General features: G+C 35.5%; 12 protein-coding genes. 3 read left to right on the top strand and 9 right to left on the bottom strand.

Going from position 1 to position 15,096, the window contains the following annotated elements:
- Positions 1–2 precede the first annotated feature (2 nt).
- A complete protein-coding gene (locus tag BXY82_RS11915) occupies positions 3–863 on the bottom strand; it encodes an alpha/beta hydrolase (protein WP_133758406.1) in 861 nt (286 codons plus the stop codon).
- A 47-nt stretch (positions 864–910) separates the two neighbouring features.
- On the opposite strand from BXY82_RS11915, the gene BXY82_RS11910 reads away from it, so the two are divergent.
- Positions 911–1,531: an L-threonylcarbamoyladenylate synthase gene (locus BXY82_RS11910; RefSeq protein WP_133758405.1), complete on the top strand. Its 621-nt coding sequence runs from the start codon at positions 911–913 to the stop codon at positions 1,529–1,531.
- 90 nt (positions 1,532–1,621) lie between these two features.
- On the opposite strand, the gene BXY82_RS11905 is transcribed toward BXY82_RS11910, so the two are convergent.
- The 3 genes from BXY82_RS11905 to BXY82_RS11895 all read right to left on the bottom strand — a co-directional run bounded on the left by BXY82_RS11905 (position 1,622) and on the right by BXY82_RS11895 (position 4,094).
- Entirely contained in the window at positions 1,622–2,491 is an 870-nt protein-coding gene (locus tag BXY82_RS11905) for an OmpA/MotB family protein (protein WP_133758404.1), read from the bottom strand.
- 96 nt (positions 2,492–2,587) lie between these two features.
- Positions 2,588–3,601 (bottom strand): glycosyltransferase family 2 protein, encoded by a 1,014-nt coding sequence (locus BXY82_RS11900; RefSeq protein ID WP_133758403.1) that lies wholly within the window; start codon positions 3,599–3,601, stop codon positions 2,588–2,590.
- A 43-nt stretch (positions 3,602–3,644) separates the two neighbouring features.
- Complete coding sequence (locus BXY82_RS11895) at positions 3,645–4,094, bottom strand: type I restriction enzyme HsdR N-terminal domain-containing protein (protein WP_133758402.1); 450 nt, start codon at positions 4,092–4,094, stop codon at positions 3,645–3,647.
- A gap of 107 nt (positions 4,095–4,201) precedes the next feature.
- Between BXY82_RS11895 and holA the strand changes: the two genes are divergently transcribed.
- Together holA and BXY82_RS11885 are read left to right on the top strand one after the other, a co-directional pair.
- Complete coding sequence (gene holA / locus BXY82_RS11890; RefSeq protein WP_133758401.1) at positions 4,202–5,206, top strand: DNA polymerase III subunit delta; 1,005 nt, start codon at positions 4,202–4,204, stop codon at positions 5,204–5,206.
- Between the two features lie 160 nt (positions 5,207–5,366).
- A complete protein-coding gene (locus BXY82_RS11885) occupies positions 5,367–5,927 on the top strand; it encodes a type 1 glutamine amidotransferase domain-containing protein (RefSeq protein ID WP_133758400.1) in 561 nt (186 codons plus the stop codon).
- 109 nt (positions 5,928–6,036) lie between these two features.
- Here BXY82_RS11885 and BXY82_RS11880 read toward each other — a convergent pair whose 3' ends face one another.
- From BXY82_RS11880 to BXY82_RS11860, 5 genes are all read right to left on the bottom strand, one after another.
- The gene (locus BXY82_RS11880) at positions 6,037–6,513 is read right to left on the bottom strand and encodes a hypothetical protein (RefSeq protein ID WP_133758399.1); all 477 of its coding nucleotides are present in this window, start codon (positions 6,511–6,513) and stop codon (positions 6,037–6,039) included.
- A 4-nt stretch (positions 6,514–6,517) separates the two neighbouring features.
- Positions 6,518–6,901 (bottom strand): DoxX family protein, encoded by a 384-nt coding sequence (locus BXY82_RS11875; protein WP_133758398.1) that lies wholly within the window; start codon positions 6,899–6,901, stop codon positions 6,518–6,520.
- Positions 6,902–7,230: 329 nt separating this feature from the next.
- The gene (locus BXY82_RS11870) at positions 7,231–9,642 is read right to left on the bottom strand and encodes an alpha-ketoacid dehydrogenase subunit alpha/beta (protein ID WP_133758397.1); all 2,412 of its coding nucleotides are present in this window, start codon (positions 9,640–9,642) and stop codon (positions 7,231–7,233) included.
- A 151-nt stretch (positions 9,643–9,793) separates the two neighbouring features.
- Positions 9,794–12,160, bottom strand: a complete 2,367-nt coding sequence (locus tag BXY82_RS11865) for a S9 family peptidase (RefSeq protein ID WP_133758396.1) — start codon at positions 12,158–12,160, stop codon at positions 9,794–9,796.
- A 126-nt stretch (positions 12,161–12,286) separates the two neighbouring features.
- Positions 12,287–15,025 (bottom strand): gluzincin family metallopeptidase, encoded by a 2,739-nt coding sequence (locus BXY82_RS11860; RefSeq protein ID WP_243835797.1) that lies wholly within the window; start codon positions 15,023–15,025, stop codon positions 12,287–12,289.
- Positions 15,026–15,096: the final 71 nt, after the last annotated feature.

Below are 15,096 nucleotides of genomic sequence, written 5' to 3'. Positions count from 1 at the left end.
AATTATAAATGCGTTTGTATAAAAGACTTTAATTTGGACCAAGTGTCCAGTAACTCAAATCCGATCCAACCATGGCCTGCATTTTCATAAAGCGTAAATGCATTGGTAACGCCTACCTCTTGTAATCTATCTCTCATAGCAGTGCCCTGCGAAGTAGGAATCAACGGGTCTTTTCCACCATAAAATAAAATGGTTGGCGGTGCGGTTGTGGTGGCACGATGGTAGGGACTAACCTCCTCTAAAAAAGCTGTGGTTGCAGATACGCCATACACATCCATTAACGCACGAATATTTGTATCTGTACTATTTACATATGCAGGATCTGTAAAATTTGTAGGTCCAACAATACTACACACCATACTAATAGTATTGGTAGAATCAAACCCATAACTCCACAGCATGGCCAAATGACCACCAGCACTTACGCCAATAAATCCATAGTCATCAGATATGGTATACTGCTCCTGGTTCAACTTAAGATGTCTTATCACAGCAGAAATATCCTCAATTTGCATTGGGTAGGGATTATGGGCATCATCTGCAAGTCGGTAATTCATATTGACAATCGCTACATCTGGTAAGTCCTTACGGATACCATCCCTAAAACCATGCATATCAATCTTATCGCCGCTTGTCCATCCGCCTCCATGAACTAGAATCAAAACCTTGGTGGCTAACGTTCTGTTTTTGGGAAGGAATATATCAAAAACTTGACGACTGTCCGTTCCGTAACTAATATTGAGTTCTTGGTAATATTCAGCTGCATTTATGCTCTTAACTGTAGTTTCAGTACCTTCCTCACTGCAGGCTACTGATAGGGAAGCCATCATTATACCGACTAAAAGTAGTTTTATGCCATTCATAATAAAATATTTAATTACTTTGTAAACGATCTAATAAACAATATAGTATGGCTGAATTTGTAAGAATATATGAAGAGAACCCAAACGCCAAGGAAATAAAAAAGGTTATTCAGGTATTAAAAGCTGGCGGACTTATTATTTATCCTACAGATACCGTTTATGGTTTGGGTTGTGACATTAATAATATTAAGGCCTTGGAGCGCGTTGCTCAAATTAAAGGTGTAAAACTGGAAAAGTCTAATTTCTCTTTTATTTGTAGTGATTTGAGTAATCTAAGCGATTACGTAAAGCAAATCGATTCTACTACATTCAAGATTCTTAAGCGCGCATTACCTGGTCCTTACACATTTATTCTTCCTGGAGCAAAAACATTACCACATCCATTTAAAAAGAAAAAAACTGTGGGAATCAGGGTGCCTAATAATAATATTGCCCTAGAAATTGTAAGACAATTAGGAAGACCAATTATTTCTACATCTATTCGTGATGATGATGAAATTATTGAATACACTACAGACCCTGAATTGATATTAGAGAAATGGGATAATCTTGTAGATTTAGTAATAGATGGAGGTTATGGTGATAATCAAGCGTCTACAATTATCGATTTGTCAGAAGAAGAGCCACTAATTATAAGAGAGGGTAAAGGAAGTTTGGAAATTTTCTAAAATCTTACTATTCTAATAATAAAACTAAATAGAGGCATAAAAAAAAAGCTCAACATATGTTGAGCTTTTTTATTACTATTAGATTACGACTTATTTTTTAGCGTCAGCAGCAATCATATTTTTCATTTCTTTTTCAACCATTTCATAGAATTGGTCAATTTTAGGAAGTACTAGGATACGCGTACGTCTGTTTGTAGATCTGTTTTCAGCAGAATCATTAGGAACCAATGGTACATACTCACTACGGCCAGCAGCAATAAGTTGTTTTGGGTTAACACCTAAATCCTCTAGTACTCTTACAATAGAAGTAGCACGTTTTACACTTAAATCCCAGTTGTCTTCTAAGATACCGCCTTTTTTGTAAGGTACGCTATCTGTATGACCTTCAACCATACATTCAAAATCAGGTTTTCCGTTTACAACAGTAGCAACTTTACTTAAAATTTGTTTCGCTTTAGAAGTTACATTGTAGCTTCCACTTTGGAATAATAATTTATCTGCAATAGAGATGTAAACAACACCTTTTTCAACATTAATTTGAATATCCGGATCGCTAAGTCCTACATCTTTCTTTAAGCTTGTTACGATTGCAAGAGTAACACTGTCCTTTTTCGTCAATGCATCTTGTAAACGTGTAATTTTAAGATCTTTTTCTTTAAGACTTTCTAAAGATTTCTCAAGATTCTCAGCTCCTTTTTGAGTTAGAGTAGTTAAGTTACCTTTAGTATCTATAAGATCTTGATTGGTTTTGCGCATGTCAGCCAATTGATCTTGTAAGCCTTGAACACGTGCATTTGCAGCAGCGTAGTCAGACAAACAGCTGTTCAATTTAACAGTTGCAGTGTTTAATAAATCTTGTGTTTCTTTTTGTTTTGCCTCAAGAGCAGCGTATTCTTTTTTAGAAACACATGAACTTAGAATAAACAATGAAAACACACTTAATAACATGATTTTTTTCATAATGGTAGCGATTAAATAATTAAAAATTTAACAAGCCAAAATTATATAAAAAACGGTAGTTACAAGAAGAATTAACAAAAAATTTAACAGATTTATTCATTCAATATATTTCTGTTGATTTTTTATAAAATACTGCCATACAATTGATTGAATTGTGTAATATTTTGAGATTCTTTTACTTGATTTACCGGGTCGTAATTCCTTACGTTGCTTTAAAAGTTTTGGGAGTTGAAGATAAAAGTGTACATGGGCCTTCAAAATGGCCAAAATTTGAGAAAATTTAAAAAATATTAGAAATCTTAAACTTGCCAACCCATCTAATATTAATCGTATTACAATCAAATAGAACAAATGTTTTGGAGCGTTTTTTACTAAGGTGAATAAACTGTTTCTAAAATTGAGATATGTTTTTTTGGGATTGTCGCTATCCAATGTTGCGCCACCCACATGGTAAACGGTTGATGTACCCACGTAGGTGGTTGAATAGCCTCTGTTATGAGCGCGCCAACACAAATCAATTTCTTCCATATGTGCAAAGAAGGATGCGTCAAAACCGTTTAAGGCTTTAAAAACCGAATTTTTTATAAAAAAGCAGGCACCCGAAGCCCAAAATATCGATGTGGTATCATTATACTGGCCCAAATCTTCTTCAATCGTATCAAAAATTCGGCCTCTACAATAAGGATATCCATATTTATCTATAAACCCTCCGGCTGCTCCTGCGTATTCAAAGTATCTCTTATTTTTGTAATCCAAAATCTTGGGTTGGATGATGGCGGTATCTGAATGGGTGTTAAAGATATTTAAAACTGGTTGCAACCAATTGGGTGTGACTTCAATATCACTATTCAAAAGACACAAAAACTTCTCATCCACATGTTTTAAAGCGTCATTGTAACCCTTGGCGTACCCGCCATTTGTTTTATTCTCTATAATTTTAACTGTAGGATGGTTTGATTTGACGTATGCAACAGAGGTATCGGTAGAGGCATTGTCGGCAACATAGATCGTAGCATTTTCAGAGTGTGCAATGACAGATGGAAGGAATTGTTCTAACAAGGCCCTTCCGTTCCAATTTAAGATTACAATGGCTATATCTGATTTATTCACGCGTTATTATTTCAATATTTAAATTTTAAAGGGAGCAAAAATTCTAAGTTCTCTCATAATTCGGAATGTCTTTTAAGAACACATAACTTTCTGCTTCAAAATCCATCTGACAAAAATAATGCTCCAATCCATTGGTTACCATTAAATAATTGGCTTTTAAAATAAGATTGTACCGTGCAATTTGATCAAATGTGTTCTGATCTATTCGTATTTGTGGCGCTTTACATTCCACAATTATATGCACATCTCCCTGAGGGTTGAAAACAACAATATCATAGCGTTTCTTTAACTTATTGATGGTTAATTCTTTTTCAACATTAATTAAAGCGTGAGGGTAATTTTTCTCGGTTATTAAGTATTGCACACAATGTTGGCGCACCCATTCTTCAGGCTGTAGGACGATAAATTTTTTACGAACAGTGTCAAAAATAGATACTTTATTTTCGCTATTTTTGAAACGAAACGAAAACTTTGGAAAATTGAGTTGTTGCAAGGCTATTTAATTAGACAATACCAAAGTTAATCTTCAATACCCAATTACCAAACTTCGCAAGCAGAAATTGGATGGCGGTGTTTGAGAATTTGAAAATTTTATAGATTTTGGATGAAGTAAAACAGTTAGCTGCTGATATCAAGAGCGGGAAATTGAAACCTATCTATTTTTTAATGGGTGAGGAACCTTATTATATTGATAAGATATCAGATTTTATTGAAGAAAATGTACTGTCTTTAGAGGAGCGCGGATTTAATCAGATGGTGTTGTATGGTAGAGATGTGTCTATAGATGACATTGTAGGAAATGCAAAGCGTTTTCCAATGATGGCGGAATATCAGGTAATTATCGTAAAGGAAGCCCAAGATTTATCTAGAAGTATTGAGAAGTTGGTGGATTATGCCAAAAATCCGCAACCGTCAACAATTCTGGTCATGAATTACAAGTATAAAACTATTGATAAACGTAAATCATTATATAAAACCCTAAATAAAATGGGTGTAGTTTATGAGAGTAAAAAACTTTACGAAAATCAAGTAGGGGATTGGATCAGAAGAGTACTCGCTCCTAAAGATTTTACCATTGCTCCAAAAGCATCTCAAATGTTGGTTGAATTTTTAGGGACGGATTTAAGTAAGATAAATAACGAATTAGAAAAACTCCAAATCATATTACCCAAGGGTACTCAGATATCTCCTGAGCATATTGAAGAGAACATTGGTATTAGTAAGGACTTCAATAATTTCGAGTTGCGAAAGGCTATTGGTGATGGTGATGTTAAGAAGGCACATCAAATAATCACTTATTTCGCTGAAAACCCTAAGGACAATCCAATGGTGGTAACGGTGGCTTTACTTTTCAATTTTTTCTCCCAATTACTTCATTTTCATGGAATGACGGACAAATCGCCTCGAAATGTGGCTACTGCCCTAAAAATCAATCCGTATTTTGTAAACGAATATATTACAGCAGCACGTAATTACCCGATGCGCAAAGTGAGCGCCGTAGTTGGTATCTTGCGCGATTTTGATGTGAAAAGCAAAGGTGTTGGCGCTAACGCTGTGCCTCAAGGCGATTTGCTTAAAGAGCTTCTTGTACGCATTATGCGGTAGCTGACCTGCAATATAAAATTTATGGTGTCTGGCTTTATTTTAAGATGTCTTAACAGATATTACTAAGCTTAGGTTAAAGCCGTTACAAAATTTTTAAACTCCTTATTTATTAGGTATTTTGATATCAGAATCAATAATTAATTTAAAATACTTAAATACCATGGAAAATTTAAATAAAAAGAGAGTCGCCATTTTAGCTACAAATGGCTTTGAAGAAAGTGAACTAAGAGAACCAAGAACAGCATTGGAAAAAGCAGGTGCAGAGGTTCATATTGTATCAGAAGATTCTGGGACTATCAAATCTTGGGCTGATGGCAATTGGGGCGCTGACTATAAAGTAGACAAAACTTTAGATCAAGTAAGTCAGAGTGATTACCATGCTTTAATGTTGCCGGGTGGCGTCATTAATCCAGATAAATTAAGGACCAACCCAAAAGCGGTTAGCTTTGTAAGATCATTCTTTGAACACAAGAAGCCTGTTGGCGCCATTTGTCATGGTCCGTGGGTGTTGGCTGAAGCTGATGTGTTAAAGGGGCGTAAAATAACATCATATGGTTCTATTAAAACAGATATGTTAAATGCGGGCGCTAATTGGGTTGACCAAGAAGTGGTGGTAGATGAAGGATTGGTAACTAGTAGGTCTCCAAAAGATTTGCCAGCATTTAATGCTAAACTGGTGGAAGAGGTTTATGAAGGTAAACATGAAGACCAAATGGCTTAATCATTAATAATAATAATAATAATAATAATAATAATAATAATAATAATAATAATAAAGCGCCATTCCTATTGGGGAATGACGCTTTTTTTAGTTGATGAAATTATCGTAATTAATCTTCTAACGCTTCAAGTTTTACACGATAATCATACTGTAAGTCTTCATGTAACCCGCTAACTATTTTTTTAATCGACGCTATTTGGCGGTCGTAAATGTTCATAAGCGTAATATTTCTAGTTATGGATGGCTTAAAGTCTTTAAGTACCGTACAAAAATGGAGCAATAGTTCTACTTCTGTCTCTTTTTTCAGAGAATATCGGGCGTATTTCTTAATAGATCTCAGAATTTTTCGAACGCTTTTTTTTATGTAGAAATAACTGTTGGTATTTATAGCTTCAAACTGTTCATCAATTTCTGATTTAACTGTTTCAATATAGCCTTTTTCATCATGGGCTTCAAATAAGAGATAAGTGAGGAGCTCTTTGTTTTCCTTTTTAAATTTAGAAAGTCGCAAGCACAGCGCTAACAATTCTTCTGTAGAGCGGTGTTTTAATTCTTTCTTTATGGTAACAACAGAAACTGCTTTCATCTACTTATTTTCTACCATCTACTGAATATTTCCCTGGTCCAACCATAGCGATAATGATAAAAGCCAAAAGATAAAGAATTGCTTTTTCTTTAGTTCCAAAATCGTCATTGAGATGTATAAAAAATGTTGCAACGGCCATTGTGATGATTACAGGAATTGCGGCAATTCTCGTTTTAAAACCGATTAAGACCAATAGAGGTGCAACTACTTCACCAATAACGGCTAAAACTAGTGATGGTGTGCTTCCAATACCAAAAGGATCTGGAAAACCGGAGCTGCTCTCAAGTAGCATATTGATTTTTGGGATGCCATGAGTAAGCATCATAGCTGAGAAGGATACTCTTAAAATAGCAAATGCTAAATCGTTTAGATTGTTGTTATTTTTCATTGTGGTAAGTTAAATTATACAAAAACAAATATAATCAAATATGGGGATGTTGGTAATTTGATAGCAGAATTCTAAAATTTCAGGCTAAAATGTCCAGTAAAGTTGTTGCCTAAAGATACCTATATTTAAACATTCCACTTCTATAGGATATGTTTCGAACAAATACATCCTAAAGATCAATGCTGCGTTGAGTACGATTTTAAAGTAACTAAAATAAAAATTAAGTTATAGAAAGGTGCAATCTTAGGTTAAATACTAATTTGCTTACGTTTTAGCGCATATTTTAACAAAATTATATAATCTAGCAGTATACGCTTTGGTGTAAAGACCTATCTCAATTTCGGATAATCATTAGGGTTTACTTCATGCATCATGGCATACACACTTTCAAAAATATCTTCTAAAGAAGGTTTAGAGAAGTAATCGCCATCTGTACCATATGCTGGCCTGTGAGGACGTGCAGTTAATGTTTTTGGTTGTCCATCCAAATACTGATACGCATTTTGAGTATTTAAAATAGCGTTGAGTAAATAAGCAGAAGCACCACCAGGAACATCTTCATCTATCACCAGCAATCTGTTGGTTTTCTGTACACTTTTAGCAATATCGTGGTTAAGATCCAATGGCAGTAATGATTGCACATCAATAACTTCAGCGTCTATACCTACCTCTTGTAATTCTCTAGCCGCCTGTTGTACCAAGCGTAATGTAGAACCATATGATACTAAAGTAATGTCAGTACCTTCTTTCAGGGTTTCCACTACACCAAGAGGGGTTTTAAACTCACCTAAATTTGTTGGTAGTTTTTCTTTTAGTCGGTATCCATTTAAACATTCAATAACTAACGCTGGCTCATCACTTTCTAACAAGGTATTATAAAAACCTGCTGCCTTAGTCATATTTCGAGGTACTAATACATGAATACCTCTTATGAGATTTAAAACACCTCCCAACTGAGAGCCCGAATGCCAAATGCCTTCCAATCGATGTCCTCTTGTACGCACAATGACTGGGGCTTTTTGTCGCCCATGTGTTCTATAATGTAAAGTAGCCAGGTCATCACTCATAATTTGGAGTGCATATAGAATATAATCCAAATATTGAATTTCAGCTATTGGTCGTAACCCGCGCATTGCCATGCCTATACCTTGACCCATTATTGTCGCTTCGCGTATACCCGCATCAGCAACTCTTAGTTCACCATACTTTTCCTGAAGTCCTTCCAGCCCCTGATTAACATCTCCTATAGTACCTGCATCTTCACCAAATATCAAAGCTTGCGGATATTTACTAAAAAGAACATCAAAGTTGTCTCTAAGCACCAATCTGCCATCTACGTCCTCTGCGGAAGCGTCATAAGTAGGCTTAACCTCTTTGATTTGTACTGCTGATTTTTTTGATTGACTAAATAAATGTGAACTGTATTTTGGTTGTATTTTTTCTAAATAAGCATCAATCCATTGATGTGCGTCGTCCTTTTCTATAGAATCTTCAGCAATGACGTAGCGCAAAGATTTTCTAACTGCTGCAGCAATATCTTTTCTAATGGGTTCTGACACGTTATTCAATTCAGTAATAACACGTTCAATAAATGCTTTATTTACACTAGAATTTGCTAAATTATTTAAGATTTGAAGGGCTTCTTGCTGTTCTTCCTTTATCGGATTTTGATAGGCCTCCCAAGCTGCTTTTTTTCCTTCTCTTACTTTTTTCTTGATATTTTTATCAATAGCATCCAATTCAACTTCTGTTGAGATACCATGAGTAATAATCCATTCACGCATTTTACGAATACAATCGTGCTCCAGCTCCCAATCTAAACGCTCTTTATTTTTGTAACGTTCATGAGAACCTGAAGTAGAATGGCCCTGTGGCTGTGTTAATTCTATGACATGTATCATTACAGGTACATGTTCTTCTCTAGCAATTTTAGAGGCACGCTGATAAGTTTCTACCAACTCCACATAGTCCCAGCCTTTAACTTTTAAGATTTCGTAACCTTTATTGTTATTATCTCTTTGAAAACCTTTTAAAATTTCGGAAATATTCTCTTTAGTTGTTTGGTGTCTTGCATGTACTGAAATACCGTATTCATCATCCCAAACACTAATGACCATTGGTACCTGTAATACACCGGCAGCATTAATGGTTTCAAAGAACAGACCTTCACTGGTACTGGCATTGCCAATAGTGCCCCAAGCAACTTCATTTCCTCGTTCTGAAAATTTAGCGCTGTGTATACCACTAACATTTCTATATATCTTAGACGCTTGTGCCAATCCTAAAAGTCGTGGCATTTGTCCGGCAGTAGGAGAAATATCAGCACTTGAATTTTTTTGTTCCAATAAATTCTTCCAATTGCCTTTCTCGTCCAAACTGTGGGTGCCAAAATGACCTCCCATTTGACGGCCTCCAGACATCGGATCATGGTCAATATTCGCGTCGCCATAAAGGCCTGCAAAAAACTGTTGGATACTCAGTTCTCCAATAGCCATCATAAACGTTTGATCTCTGTAATACCCAGAACGGAAATCGCCGTTTTGAAATACCTTAGCCCAAGCTAGCTGTGGTATTTCTTTGCCGTCTCCAAAAATGCCAAATTTAGCCTTTCCAGTCAACACCTCTCGTCGACCAAGTAGACTACACTCTCTACTGGTCATAGCAATTTTGTAATCACTTAGTATTTCTGATTGAAATTCTTCAAAAGATATATCGTTGATTGTTTTTTCACTTGTTTGCATGCTGGGCTTTTTAGATATTGCAAAAGTAATCAAAACTGACAAGTATTGCAATTGAAATACGAATGGAAGACATGAAAATACGATTAATTATCAGCACTTAGCACGCTATAAGTCTGTGTGCCAAGAGCTGATAATTAGATTGTTAAAGTTTTTATTTGTTGAGAAGTGTTGCGTTAAAGAGCTTCAAGATACGTTTGTACTCATCCGTCCAACTGCTTGGTTCTACAAAGCCATGATCTTCAGCAGGATATATTGCCATTTCCCAATTATCCTTTCCCAATTCTATTAAGCGTTGTGATAAACGCACCACATCTTGAAAATGCACATTGACATCTACCATTCCGTGAGCAATCAATAAATGGCCTTCCAAGCCTTCAGCAAAATAGATTGGAGAGGAGCGTTCATAAGCAATAGGATCTTGAAATGGTTCATTTAAGATGTTAGAAGTATACCCATGGTTATAATGTGCCCAATCAGTTACTGATCGTAGTGCGGCACCAGATTTAAAGGTTTCCGCTTCAGTAAACAGTGCCATTAGTGTAATGAATCCTCCATAACTACCCCCGTAAATACCAATATTATTTTTGTCAATGCCATGGTTTTCGATTAAGTATTTAGCACCATCCACCTGATCAGAGAGGTCTTTTCCTCCCATATGCCTGTATATACCTGTTCGCCAATCGCGCCCGTAACCTGCACTACCCCTATAGTCTATATCTATAACAGTATAACCCAAATCTGCTAACAGATTATGGAACATATACTCTCTAAAGTAAGACGACCACCATTTATGGACATTTTGTAAATACCCTGCGCCATGAACAAAAATTACGGCGGCATTATTCTTAACTGAGGCCTCTGGAAGGTATAGACGCGCTGGGACATTGGCACCATCTTCAGCTTTAAAAGTAACGAGTTGAGGGTCTCTCCACTTATAGGCCTTAAACGCTTCAGATTGCCCCGAAGTTAACGGTATAGCAGTTGCTTTTGACGACGTTTTTTTATAGTACAGTTCCCATGGTTTGTTGCTATATGAATGACGTATAGCCATGTGTTTTTCGTCTGGAGAGAGTGTCACCTCGTTATTTCCTGTCATAGCAGTCAATTGCTCCATTTTTCCGCCCATCAATGGCATTTTATAGAAGTGTCGTTCCCCTGGGCCTACTTGCGATGTAGTTAAGTACCAGTATTTCTTATCATTGGATAAAAAAGGATCAAAAACCTCATAATTTCCTGAAGTCAATGCTTTCTTTTGGCCATTGGTAACATCTAAAAGATAGAGGTGAGAATACCCCGTAGCTTCAGACTGAAAATAAATATGTTTATTATCAGGTAACCATCCCATAGTGCCACCACTCATAGACCATCCAATTCCAGGACCGGCAATCCACGCTTCATCACGCTGTCTATCTAAAGTGGTCAGCGCTCCGGTATTTAGGTCTAATTTCGCAATCCATCGGTCTTTATTGTCTTTAGAACGAATGTTAACTATGGCGTGCTGTCCATTATCAGAAAAATAGGTTTGAGAACTCACAACCTCGCGTTCTTTTTCTTCCCATTCTTTATCCGGATAATCTTTAACATAATCTGGCAAATCTTTAATGCCCGGTAATGCATTTGTCATAATTGTATATACCGTATCTTTTTCAATATTATAGATAGCCAAATCTACCTTAGTTTCATCGTCACCCACTTTTGAACGTGTGTTTAAATCTTTAGTATAACTGGATGCATCAATATAATTTGGCACTATAGTATTGTCGCTTTTACCTCGGTCATACAATGTGAAAGTGACGAATTTAGCATCTGGTGATACCTGTATATTAAAAATTTGTCGATCTTCAGCATAAAACGTATATGCCTTCTTGTCTTGACGGGCTTCTCTAATTTTTTTTGAAATTTCTTTATGGTCTTCTCGTTCTTTAACAACACTTAATAATTTGAGGTTTTCTTCCTTTAGAAAAGTGGCTTTGTCTGATGATTTTTGTTCTCTTACTTTGGGTTTGTTTCCGGATTCTATCTGTGTCAATTTCTTTAAAACACCTGTTTTCTGTGAGTAGATATATGCATTATTGTCAACTTCAAATGCAATCCAGTCTTCATTTGCCAAAAAATGAGGGTTGCGAATATTTTCTGGGAGTTGCAATAACATTGTTTCTTTTCCTGATTTGAGGTCAAAAACAATCAGGGTATTTTCCTTAGAAACTATTTTTTTTGTTCTAGAGTTATTATATGTGCCTCTTACAAAATTGGTATTTTTTTCTTCTGTCCAGCTTACCTTTTCAATGTTTTTGGTATTTTTTAATTGAATGCGATATAAGGAGTCTGCCGGATCAGCATCTTTATTATAATTAAAATATATTGCACTGCTTTGTTGGTCCCATTTGATATTGGAGGGGTAGGTACCCATCCATTTGGGGTCTTGCATGATTTTTTCTACGGAAAGCTCACTCTGTTGTGCGTAGATGTTGAAAAATAGTACTGAAAATAGAAAACTAAAGAAAATTGATTTTGTCATTATAAAGAGTTTTAAGCACAAAGGGACTAAACTACATAATTTTGGAAATATATAGTCCATAGAAAGCCACTATTTATGGAATACTTAAGGTGCAAATGCAGTGTTTATTGTTAGCAGTCGGTAAAATTAATACCATTTACGTCTAAACAGCCCTAACAATACTTCAGGGTCTAAAGTGAATTTGATACGGATGCGTTGACTATAATTAGGTTCGTCCACTTCCCAACCTAGATTGGAATAAATTGGGAAGTAAAGTTCAAAGTAATCTGTTACCAAATTAAGCCTAATGCCTGAGTCATAGACAAATTCTGGGTTGACAGATCTGTTTTTTACTAAGCCAATATCACCATAGGCTTCAACATAGCGCCACAAGGTTGTACTTACATTTGCAGTGGTCATCCACTGATTTGCAAACGGGGTCTCTAATTTCGATTTGAATCCGCCTTCTGCAATAATTATTTGCTGACTGAAAATTCCTGAAGCTTCCGAACGTCCTAAATAGTTATAATCAAATATATAATCTGTTGGCCTATCTAACGCAAAGCTGAAATAATTTGAAGTTGGATCTGTATTATTGTAAAGAAAAGTTCCTGCAAAGAATCTAAAATTAAACTGTCGGTTGTTTTCTGTGAGTTTGCGCCATTCGTAATTCACAGATATTTTACCGAATTGTTTGGCCACCTGAAAATCATAATAAAATTTAGAATAATCTATTAAATGTGTGTGGGCATTAACATATCGTACGTTAAAAACACTATAGTCAGGATTGGTGACGGTTAACAACGGATTATTATTGGTTCTGGAAATATCCAAAAATCTAAAATTTAAAAAGCTTCCTTTATTTGACCTATAATTATTATTATCCCTAAAATAGAAAGATAAACTCGGACTGATAACCGTTACAAAAGCTTTTTCGGCAAAAGAGGAGTAGCTGCCCCCAATGCCATAACTTATGCGGTATAAGTTTTGGTTTTCTATATGATGGGTATAAACGCCATGGCCACCACCTGTAAGGGTTTGGGAGTTGAATGAATATTTAGGAGATAACCTATAACTAAAATTCTTCATTAATAGTGTTTTATTGTACATTTTAGCGCCTAAAGTGAGTCCGTCATAAATATTATTAAACTCTACTAAAGGCATAAAAAACACCTGATTGTAATTAGGGTCTTCAATGTCTTTAAACAATCTGAACTGTAACGGTTTGTTATTAAAAAACCAGCCTTCTAAGGATTTCCAATTGTCACGGAGATTGTATTCTGGAATGGTGTTGTCATAATTTAAAACCAACTTTGTGGCGTTGTCATGCGGAATGGTCAGCGTTTTTGAACCATTGATGCCCTCAATCCAATGTTTATTAAGGATGGTATCATTTTTTAACATAAAAAGCGATACAGGGACGTTTGTGTCCCGCTTATTTTTTATGGTGAATGTTACGGAGTCATTGGTTTTGATAACATCTTTTATTCTAAAATCAATCTTTTTTGAAGTGTTGATGTAATCTTGAAAAAACCAGTCTACATTTTTAGTTGTGTTTTGTTTCAATAGTTGCTCAAAATCAGCACTAGAAGTGAGTTCTGCTGAGGATTTTTGTATGTATTGCTTAATCGTGTTCTCTAATATATCAGCATTTATAAAATCGTCCAGATATTTCAATCCAATACCGGCTTTAAATTTTCCTGCAATATTGGCGTTAAATTTGAGAAGTGAATCTTTAGCCGTCGTTAAGGATTGATCTCTATTGGTACGCACCATTTGCATAAAATAAAGGTTGTATTGCTCGTTAAAATTGACATCGGCAGCGTGAAAGGCGCGAATGCCCCATACATTGGATAAATTTCCGAGCAACTTAAGGTCAGGATACTGTTCTTCTACATACTTCATTAAAAAGTAGATTTGTATGCCATCTTTAAGCCAATAATCCGTTCTAGGATTTAATGGTAAGGTGTTGTCTAAGTAATTTTTTAATGCTGTTTTTAGAAGTTTGAGTTCATACTGTAAATTTCCTGGAAACGGATTGATAAATTTTGGTAATTGATTGATGCCATAGAGCGGATCCTTTTTATATTCAATATCTGTTACCAACAAATTATTATGCGGATAAGGCCCAAGGTTTTTGTTTATAAACTGTGTAATTTTATCTGTAATGATGGCACGGTCTGTAGGTTTAATGCCTTCACTCTCAATATTGGTAATTACGGTAAAATTATCCGTCTGTACATAATTAAAATTCGGAAACTTGTTAAGATAAAGCTTTGTATCTACACGATCTCTACCATATAGATAAAAAGTCTGTGTTTTGTCATTCTGCGTAATATTTTGAATATCCAGTTCAGAAAACAGAGCGTAATTTTTAGGAAATTCTAATTTTAAATTTAATGAGGCTTTAGGTATATATAAATCGTCTAAGTTTTTATTACTATAATATTGCCAGGCCCCATCATAAACTGCTGGGGTTATGTACCAATATTTTAAATTATATTCATTGGTATCAGTAACGCCATAATCAGTAAAAGTATCCACAGGAAATTGTAAGATATATGACAATTGAATATGATATGATTGGTTTGGTAGAAGGGGTTCGGCCAGTTGAACTTCCACCACGTCAGGGTGTGTTTTAAGACGATTATAATTCAAATCTTCCCCATTGACAGTTTTCAGGGAAGTAATACTGGTAAAGCCGCGCATGTCACTTTTGGCAAAATGAAATTTTGTGCTGTATTCTTCAGTAAACCGACCTGCCAATGGGGTCCGTTTTGTAGAAAAACTATTGTTCCAGTCATTGAGATAAATAGTCTTTAAAGTGTCTTTAGAACTGTTTTGATACTGAATAGTCTGTATCACTTTTGCGGTCCTTTGTTCCATGTTGAATTGGGCATCTATGCTGATCTCATTCTGACCGAACATAACTACCGAAGAGAGGAGGAGAAAACAAA

The sequence above is a fragment of the Gelidibacter sediminis genome (assembly GCF_004364975.1).
Lineage (GTDB): Bacteria > Bacteroidota > Bacteroidia > Flavobacteriales > Flavobacteriaceae > Gelidibacter > Gelidibacter sediminis.
The sequence above is the reverse complement of the archived record's forward strand: the minus strand, read 5'-3'. Positions and strand labels throughout refer to the sequence as shown.

Excerpts from the sequence above, each read along its gene's own strand:
- BXY82_RS11915 (WP_133758406.1), bottom strand. The coding sequence starts at position 863 with ATGAATGGCATAAAACTACTTTTAGTCGGTATAATGATGGCTTCCCTA.
- BXY82_RS11910 (WP_133758405.1), top strand. The coding sequence starts at position 911 with ATGGCTGAATTTGTAAGAATATATGAAGAGAACCCAAACGCCAAGGAA.
- BXY82_RS11905 (WP_133758404.1), bottom strand. The coding sequence starts at position 2,491 with ATGAAAAAAATCATGTTATTAAGTGTGTTTTCATTGTTTATTCTAAGT.
- BXY82_RS11885 (WP_133758400.1), top strand. The coding sequence starts at position 5,367 with ATGGAAAATTTAAATAAAAAGAGAGTCGCCATTTTAGCTACAAATGGC.
- BXY82_RS11880 (WP_133758399.1), bottom strand. The coding sequence starts at position 6,513 with ATGAAAGCAGTTTCTGTTGTTACCATAAAGAAAGAATTAAAACACCGC.
- BXY82_RS11875 (WP_133758398.1), bottom strand. The coding sequence starts at position 6,901 with ATGAAAAATAACAACAATCTAAACGATTTAGCATTTGCTATTTTAAGA.
- BXY82_RS11870 (WP_133758397.1), bottom strand. The coding sequence starts at position 9,642 with ATGCAAACAAGTGAAAAAACAATCAACGATATATCTTTTGAAGAATTT.
- BXY82_RS11865 (WP_133758396.1), bottom strand. The coding sequence starts at position 12,160 with ATGACAAAATCAATTTTCTTTAGTTTTCTATTTTCAGTACTATTTTTC.
- BXY82_RS11860 (WP_243835797.1), bottom strand. The coding sequence starts at position 15,025 with ATGGAACAAAGGACCGCAAAAGTGATACAGACTATTCAGTATCAAAAC.